The sequence below is a fragment of the Psychrobacillus sp. FSL H8-0484 genome, from assembly GCF_038005325.1.
Classification (GTDB): domain Bacteria; phylum Bacillota; class Bacilli; order Bacillales_A; family Planococcaceae; genus Psychrobacillus.
The window spans coordinates 153,487-160,436 of record NZ_JBBOSZ010000002.1 but is presented as its reverse complement, the minus strand read 5'-3'; the positions used below and the strand labels follow the sequence as shown (position 1 = coordinate 160,436).

7 protein-coding genes are annotated in these 6,950 nt (G+C 33.8%); 1 reads left to right on the top strand and 6 read right to left on the bottom strand.

Features of this window, described 5'->3' with window-relative positions:
* From MHH81_RS21255 to MHH81_RS21230, 6 genes are all read right to left on the bottom strand, one after another.
* Nucleotides 1-720, bottom strand: a 720-nt coding sequence (locus tag MHH81_RS21255) for a hypothetical protein (RefSeq protein WP_340925710.1), incomplete at its 3' end; no start/stop codon positions are given.
* Nucleotides 721-1,030: 310 nt separating this feature from the next.
* A complete protein-coding gene (locus MHH81_RS21250; protein ID WP_340925708.1) occupies nt 1,031-1,978 on the bottom strand; it encodes a DNA/RNA non-specific endonuclease in 948 nt (315 codons plus the stop codon).
* A 157-nt stretch (nt 1,979-2,135) separates the two neighbouring features.
* Nucleotides 2,136-3,152 (bottom strand): helix-turn-helix domain-containing protein, encoded by a 1,017-nt coding sequence (locus MHH81_RS21245; protein WP_340925706.1) that lies wholly within the window; start codon nt 3,150-3,152, stop codon nt 2,136-2,138.
* A 164-nt stretch (nt 3,153-3,316) separates the two neighbouring features.
* Nucleotides 3,317-4,009 (bottom strand): hypothetical protein, encoded by a 693-nt coding sequence (locus MHH81_RS21240; RefSeq protein WP_340925704.1) that lies wholly within the window; start codon nt 4,007-4,009, stop codon nt 3,317-3,319.
* 150 nt (nt 4,010-4,159) lie between these two features.
* Nucleotides 4,160-4,660: a hypothetical protein gene (locus MHH81_RS21235; RefSeq protein ID WP_340925702.1), complete on the bottom strand. Its 501-nt coding sequence runs from the start codon at nt 4,658-4,660 to the stop codon at nt 4,160-4,162.
* Nucleotides 4,661-4,679: 19 nt separating this feature from the next.
* Nucleotides 4,680-4,994, bottom strand: coding sequence for a hypothetical protein (locus tag MHH81_RS21230; RefSeq protein ID WP_340925701.1), 315 nt, complete (start codon nt 4,992-4,994; stop codon nt 4,680-4,682).
* Between the two features lie 492 nt (nt 4,995-5,486).
* On the opposite strand from MHH81_RS21230, the gene MHH81_RS21225 reads away from it, so the two are divergent.
* Nucleotides 5,487-6,635, top strand: coding sequence for a tyrosine-type recombinase/integrase (locus MHH81_RS21225; RefSeq protein WP_340925700.1), 1,149 nt, complete (start codon nt 5,487-5,489; stop codon nt 6,633-6,635).
* The last annotated feature ends 315 nt before the right edge of the window (nt 6,636-6,950 follow it).

Below are 6,950 nucleotides of genomic sequence, written 5' to 3'. Positions count from 1 at the left end.
TCTTACAAACTCAGCATAACTCGGCAGAGAGTCCGATTCAGGAACTTCGTTATAAGAATAATTTTTAAAAACTCCAACTATATCTAGTTGACCATCTTCAGGTAAAGCCTCTAATTTGTCGCCCAATGATTTTCTTAAATCTTCATTATTTGTAATTTCAAAGAAGATACTTCCTTTTTCAAATTGCCATAATGTGTGTGGCATGGTCTCCAAATTCTCTTTGACTATAAAGGAATACTCACTTTCTCCACTCACATCATGAATGATGGAGCCTCTGACTTCAAATTCACCAGTGAATTTTATAAAGTAACCTGTTGCGTCATTGTTTGCCTCCTTCTTTACATCTGAAACGATTAGATCGGCGATTTGGTTATCCGTTTTTACTTGATCAGGAGAAAAGATATTCAAAGCATCGGCGATGGTACGATTACCCGAAATGGAAAATCCCAGTACATTCTGATAACGATTAATTATTTCTTTTTGCTTTTCATTGTCGATTTGTAATGAAGTTATTTCACTAGTTAATTGATCTTTTTTCCTAGATGCTTCCAAGCTAGCTATTTTCAAATCTAATTCTAATTCCTCTTTAACTACTGATAACTTTGCATTTTCTTGCTTTAACTGTTCATTTTCTTGTTTTAAATCATTCCCAGACCCATTATTAGAACATCCACTCATGATCAATATAGAAATTATGATAATCGTATATAAATATTTCACAGACACCCTCCCAGTTTTAACTACTTATAATTTTTCATTATCAATTCTTATAACTCGTTAGTTCAATAAAAAAGTACCAGTTCCAACTTTAAGTAAAGTATCCCTTAAAACACCTTTTTTTGTTCAAAAATTTCACATATATTAACTTATTCAACGCCATTCACACATAAACCTTCTTATTCCACTAACCTGCTGCGTTAGTTTAAGTGTAACATTTCACAATGGATTTCTGAGGTCCACTTGATGTTTTAGATAAAAAATAGACCATCGTAAAATGATGGTCTTTATTTTGCCTCAAAGTTCTAGGGGCTTACTCACCTACCATACCGTCCTTATCGTTATCGATCATATATGGGTATAAATAATGATCACTCGATATTGGCATACTAAAACCTGCTGCTTTTGCTTCTTTAATCGTCACTTGTCCATTTCCATTTGTATCAACGCTAGAAATATCTTCAGTGCCATTCGAAGCATTGGACTTTTTAGAACTTGTTGACTTATTTGAATTAGTTGATTTACTTTCAGTTAATCCTAGAGATTTATTTATTTCATCAGGGTTGCCGTTATCAAACTCATCTACAATTTTATTCCCTTTTAAAGTGTAAGTGTACTTGTAATGAGAAGGAATCTGCGTTTCCGTATTAGGATATGTGATAATTGCTTCGAAAATAGTAGCTCCACCAGCTTTACGAATAGCGTCTTCCATATATGCTTGATCACCATGTCGGTTAAGCGTACTATCTTGTGGCGTAATATTATAAGCGTTTGATACCCCACCAAGAGAATCTGCAATAATATGTCCTTCATCTAAATCTGCTCTCTCGACACCAGGAACTTTTGCTTCATCAGCGTAGTATCTGCCAGATGATGTTACGGGTTCGGTACGGTCATCTTGTAGAACGATTTCTTCAGCAATGACACGGATTACTTGGCCATATTCGTTGGTGAAAGAATAGTACTTTCGGTCCCCAAAACCAATGTCAACGACGACGTTAGGTTCGCGATGTCCTGACAAATCGCCACCATCAACTTCAATCAGTTTGTATCCTTTGAACAGTTCATCTTTTGATTGAGTTGATGTTTTTTCTGATACTGATTTTTCAGTTACCGTAGTTTTTTCTGTTTCACTATTATTTGTTGTTACTTCTTGTGAATCTGTTTCTACATCTGTAATGGATACATCTTCTAAGTTGGTACAACCAACCATAAAGATGGTTGTTAAAAGTAAGATTAAATAGTTCATTTTCTTTTTCATTTTAGTACTCTCCTATAATAGTTTTATACTTTTCATTCTAAAAATCTCGGAATGTTAACATAGATTAACTTTGTTAACCTATTGATAATAGTACATTCCAAGATTAACTTTATTTCAGTAGATACTGTGTTCGAAGTGTGCAGTATTGGAGCAGCCACTAAGGTTGTTGTGACTGTATAAATCGCTCTAACGCCTGCTCCAGCAATTCGTTGAACGAGAGCTTCTCGACTTCTGCTAGGTGGTGTAATGTCTCAATAATGGTCACAGGGAGCTCTATGGAGGTTTTATGATAACCACTTACAAATATCCAATCTTCTTCCTGGTTAATCACTTCACCTGCTCCCCCAACCAAAAACGATTGAATCACTTCATCTGTTAGTACATTTGGTAATTGATCCGTTACCTGTAAGGCTCCCGCTTTTACGGATAGCGCCAAGTGATTGTCATGTTCTCTTAAACGAATGTTTTCAATTCCCCTACGTAAATAGATGTAGTCTAAGAATAGGTAGGATAATTCATTCTCTTTTGGCAAGATAAAATCTGTATAACCGTTTAGCTTTATCAATGGTCGATGTAGTTCATAAACCGCCTTATAACCGTATTGCTCAATAGCTTTATCGTAAGGAATCCAGGAACGAGAAGATGAATAAAATCCCCATTCTCCTATATCGTTACGAACGACACGAGTTTCTATGCGATCGTCTGCAGACGTAAATAGTTGGTACAAAGCAATGTTTAAATGGCTATCATAAAACTCTGAACGAATCCCACGAGTAGGAGCAGTCCGTTTAATTTCTTCTTTCATCCATTGTGCGGTTTCTTCTGGAATTACATAGCGAATCCGTTCATCCCCATGAGGAACTTCATGTACGGGTAGATTATGTTCTTTAATGAGTTGGTATATCTTCTGTTGGGAAATACCTAGTTTTTTCCCTAATTCAGTTGTCGAATATCCTTCTACTTGCAACTCTTTACGCTGCTCCGCAAGTTGATCTACTTCGGTAGCGTAATACCTAGCTTCTCTCCTGGTGCGATGTGGATCCGGAACCTTTCGGATTTTATTTTGTTTTGCATAATGATAGACGGTTACTTTAGAAATACCGAGTAAGTCTGCCACTTCTTTTCGTGTATAGTGTTTTTCTATTTGGCTATTTGTATCATCGGGATGCGTCATGTTTTTTCACACCATACTTTCTTATAAGTGTTTTTTCTTTACTGTGCTTAGAGCTTCAAGAGAATGAACTATGTTTGATCTTCTTACCAATCTGTTGCAATGTATTGCCCTGAGATGATTTCTTAATTACTACGCATTTCATACGAACTGTGACACATTAAACGTCATTTAATATGATGTTCAGCAATTTGAAATAATATTTGATTTATACTCTTCAATCTATTTATTTGTTTGTCCACTAAATAGATTTGACTAATATTTTCATCAATATGCTTCTGAGTTTGTTTATGCTTATTTGTTCTTTGTAATGCTAACGATAGTGGCATCCTTACCCAGTCACTGATCCTTCTCCAATCATCCTCAAAAACTGATTTTTCTCCTGTATATGGATTTTCTGATTCCTTCGTAATTTTAATTAATCGTTCATTTATTTTTCCCGATTCCTTTACATTTTTAACCCATACAATTTCACTCTCATGCAAATAAGCTACATTTAGCTTGTCGGAACTTCTAAATGGCAAATTCCCTTTAGCTTCTGCTTGTGAAATATTAAAAAGATAAAAAAAGCAAAAACACCCTATCATCAAATTTTCATCAAATCCTGGAATAATATAATGAGAACGGTCTATAGATTTAACTGGGGCATTTATTTCATCAACTGTTACGTCAATAAATCTTTCAGTATGTGCATAAACAAATTCTGTTTTATATGCTTTTACATTGAACCCTTCGTTTGCTATCCGAGTGATCCGAATATAATTTCCTCGTCTTGTAGACATGATAGGAGGGTACATCATCAAAATTAACTTCCTCTTAAATAAGAAAAACTTATGTTTAATATTCATCATTGCTACCATTTTTTCTTTCTGTAGATTTTTTATTTGTTAGGTATTGAGTACTCCACCCTTTCTTTAAGACATTTTATGTGTCTACTGAACAGATAACCGTATCTATCCATGGAATATCAATTTTGCTTACTTCTCCTTAAATTCACATTTAATTTTCCATCAAAGATCCTGGTCTAAAATCTCAATAGGCTCGCCATAAGGTTTTTTCTTTACTTTTTTAAAGCTGTTAAGGATTGTAAACTTTTCTTTTGAGTTAGAATCGCCTTCCTTTGCGGAACAAACACCGCATAATGACGAATTATTATTCCCTAAATACTCAAAGAATAATGCATTCATCTTGTTTTTCTTTGCGATGCAGCTACGATGTTGACCATCTGAAAATGAAATATGACCACATGAATTTCGAAAACCGCGAATACCGGTGTTTTCAGTTCCAGCATTGTCTCTAATCATCATATTAAGTAATTCTCGACAGTAACCGACACGCCCTTCAAAATAATGTGCATGACCACACTTCGAGCTTTCTTCTTCGTATTCTTGCTCACTAAGTTCAAAAGTACATCTACCAGTTTTTAATTTGTAACAATCTAGTTCTCCGAGGGTAAAACAATACTCATGTTGTGTAGGATCTATGATGATATTTTTATATTTCTCTACCATAATCAAACTCCCCCTTTCCTTATATGGTCAAGTCCGTGTGATATAGAAAAGCAATCTTATCTCCATAAGCGATTTCATATTGTAAAGTAGGGTTTTTTATGACCTTTTTGACGATTCCTTTCTTTCTTAGATATTCGAGCAGATAGTTGTAATTCAGTACATCTTTTTCAGCTAATTTATCTGGATCTACTCGGACGGTATCCCCTATCTCATAAGGAACAATTTCTTCTACGTAAGGTGCTTCTTGTACCTCTATATGTATTTCTTCTCTATCCTGTATTTTATTTTTAGATGAAGGTATCTCAAATAAAGAGAGTTGTTCTAACTCTGTCATATATTCACCTACTTTCGACAGTAATCATATTGATAATATAGTGAATTACTATTTTTTAATAAAGAGCATAAACAACATAACCCAGATTCGTAATTTTTTTTGGCTTTTTAATTGTTACAAGCTACTAGTAAAAGTGTTGTACGTAATGAAACATCAAAGTGACTAATGATTTCAAATTCATTTTCACAAACTCTTCTTATTTATTGAATAAAACTAATAAATTAATTTTATTAGAAATTTTAATATATAAATATTCTATATTTACCATTATAATATATGAAAATATTTTATTCAATTTTAAATATAATTATAAAATAATATTTATTTTCTTTTATTAAAATCCACATAAACAAATGTAGTATTTTTTTATGTAGAGTATTTTTAAAGATATTTATCGGAAATGTACATGATATAATAGAATACAAGTTCGATAGAATATTTTTATATTCATATTTATATAAATATAATGCAAAGGTAAAAGGAGTGTTATAAATGAGTAAAGGGATGGAGATAAAAGCGACTGGATATAAAATAGATATTTGGAAAGAACAACTAAACAACAAAGCGATACTCCCTATTTTACAAAATCAATTAGATGATGCAGAAAAAAAGAAACAACCTCGCTTTCATGATTTTTCAGATACCGATATGTTGATTTGGTATTTGAATGAACAGAAAAATGTAGACAAAAAGAAAGACCGTTCCGAAAGGACGATTTACGAATACGAAAGAGAATTGACTTTGTTTGTGGAGCAGCTGCTTCAATACGGAACTGTAATCAATATAGATTTAGACTATATAATAGAGGGTTCTCTGTTTAAATCGTTAGAATCGAGACATTTAAGGCGGTATCAAGAGTGGTTAGCAACCGAAAGTCCACATGTTTTAAAGAAAGGACCATATTCACCAGCTACCATTGAAAGAAAGACGACGATCATTAAATCTTTCTTCGCTTTTCTCTATAAGGTTGGCTATATAAAAGAGCCGATACAGATCGGCTTTCGTATTGCTAGCGTTCGGAAAGATGAACGTCCAAATAGAGACCTGGGATCAAAAGAAGTGATTTACTTATTGACTACCTTTCGGGATATGGAGCATCCCATCATGTTCACCATTGTGCATGTTCTCTCTACTACTGGAATACGGAACGAGGAATTTTGTTCGCTGCAGGTAAAAGACTTACAAGTGGATACGATACTTGGCGGTTATTATTTGAATGTTTTAGGTAAAGGAAATAAGCGACGCCATATACCTTTAAAAGAAAAAGTCGTCAATAGCATTAAGATGTTCCGATTTGCAAGAGGACTTCCTTCTATTGAAAAGTCGGACGGAGCAGATCCTTTGTTTGCGACGAATACCGGTAAAGCATATTCTCCTTCTTATCTGTCTCAATATGTGTCGAAAGAAATCAATAAACTATACCAAGAGCAGAAACGGGAACAAGTTATAATTACCCCCCATTATTTCCGTCATGCATTCGCGATTATCTCTCGATTAAATAAAGTGGATGTATATGACATTATGAGATCCCTTGGGCATGAACGGTTAGAAACAACAGAAATCTATTTAGAGAAAGTATTCGCAAAAGAAAACCATGCTATTCATAGTTGGAAACCGGAGTTGTTTGGAGAATATATATAATAGAAGAGATTTAATTTTACAAATTGCTCTATAAACCTCATATAGCCATAAAATAAAAGCATCCATTTTGAAAAAAATTGTTTAAAATGGATGCTTTCGTTATAATTTACTTGATTACTTTAGTGTTCCTTATTCAACTAAAGCCCCCCGTTAGCCATCCATGAAGCCCTGCTTCACCGCAAAATATGCAAGAAAATTACGTTCTTTCATGGTAGCTTAATAAAACTTGTTATAGCGTTGCCACAAATTCTGCACACATAAAAACAAGGGTGAAGATTCTATAAACCGCGCAGAATCTTTTCAAACAAATATGTA

Excerpts from the sequence above, each read along its gene's own strand:
- MHH81_RS21245 (WP_340925706.1), bottom strand. The coding sequence starts at position 3,152 with ATGACGCATCCCGATGATACAAATAGCCAAATAGAAAAACACTATACA.
- MHH81_RS21225 (WP_340925700.1), top strand. The coding sequence starts at position 5,487 with ATGAGTAAAGGGATGGAGATAAAAGCGACTGGATATAAAATAGATATT.
- MHH81_RS21235 (WP_340925702.1), bottom strand. The coding sequence starts at position 4,660 with ATGGTAGAGAAATATAAAAATATCATCATAGATCCTACACAACATGAG.
- MHH81_RS21250 (WP_340925708.1), bottom strand. The coding sequence starts at position 1,978 with ATGAAAAAGAAAATGAACTATTTAATCTTACTTTTAACAACCATCTTT.
- MHH81_RS21240 (WP_340925704.1), bottom strand. The coding sequence starts at position 4,009 with ATGGTAGCAATGATGAATATTAAACATAAGTTTTTCTTATTTAAGAGG.
- MHH81_RS21230 (WP_340925701.1), bottom strand. The coding sequence starts at position 4,994 with ATGACAGAGTTAGAACAACTCTCTTTATTTGAGATACCTTCATCTAAA.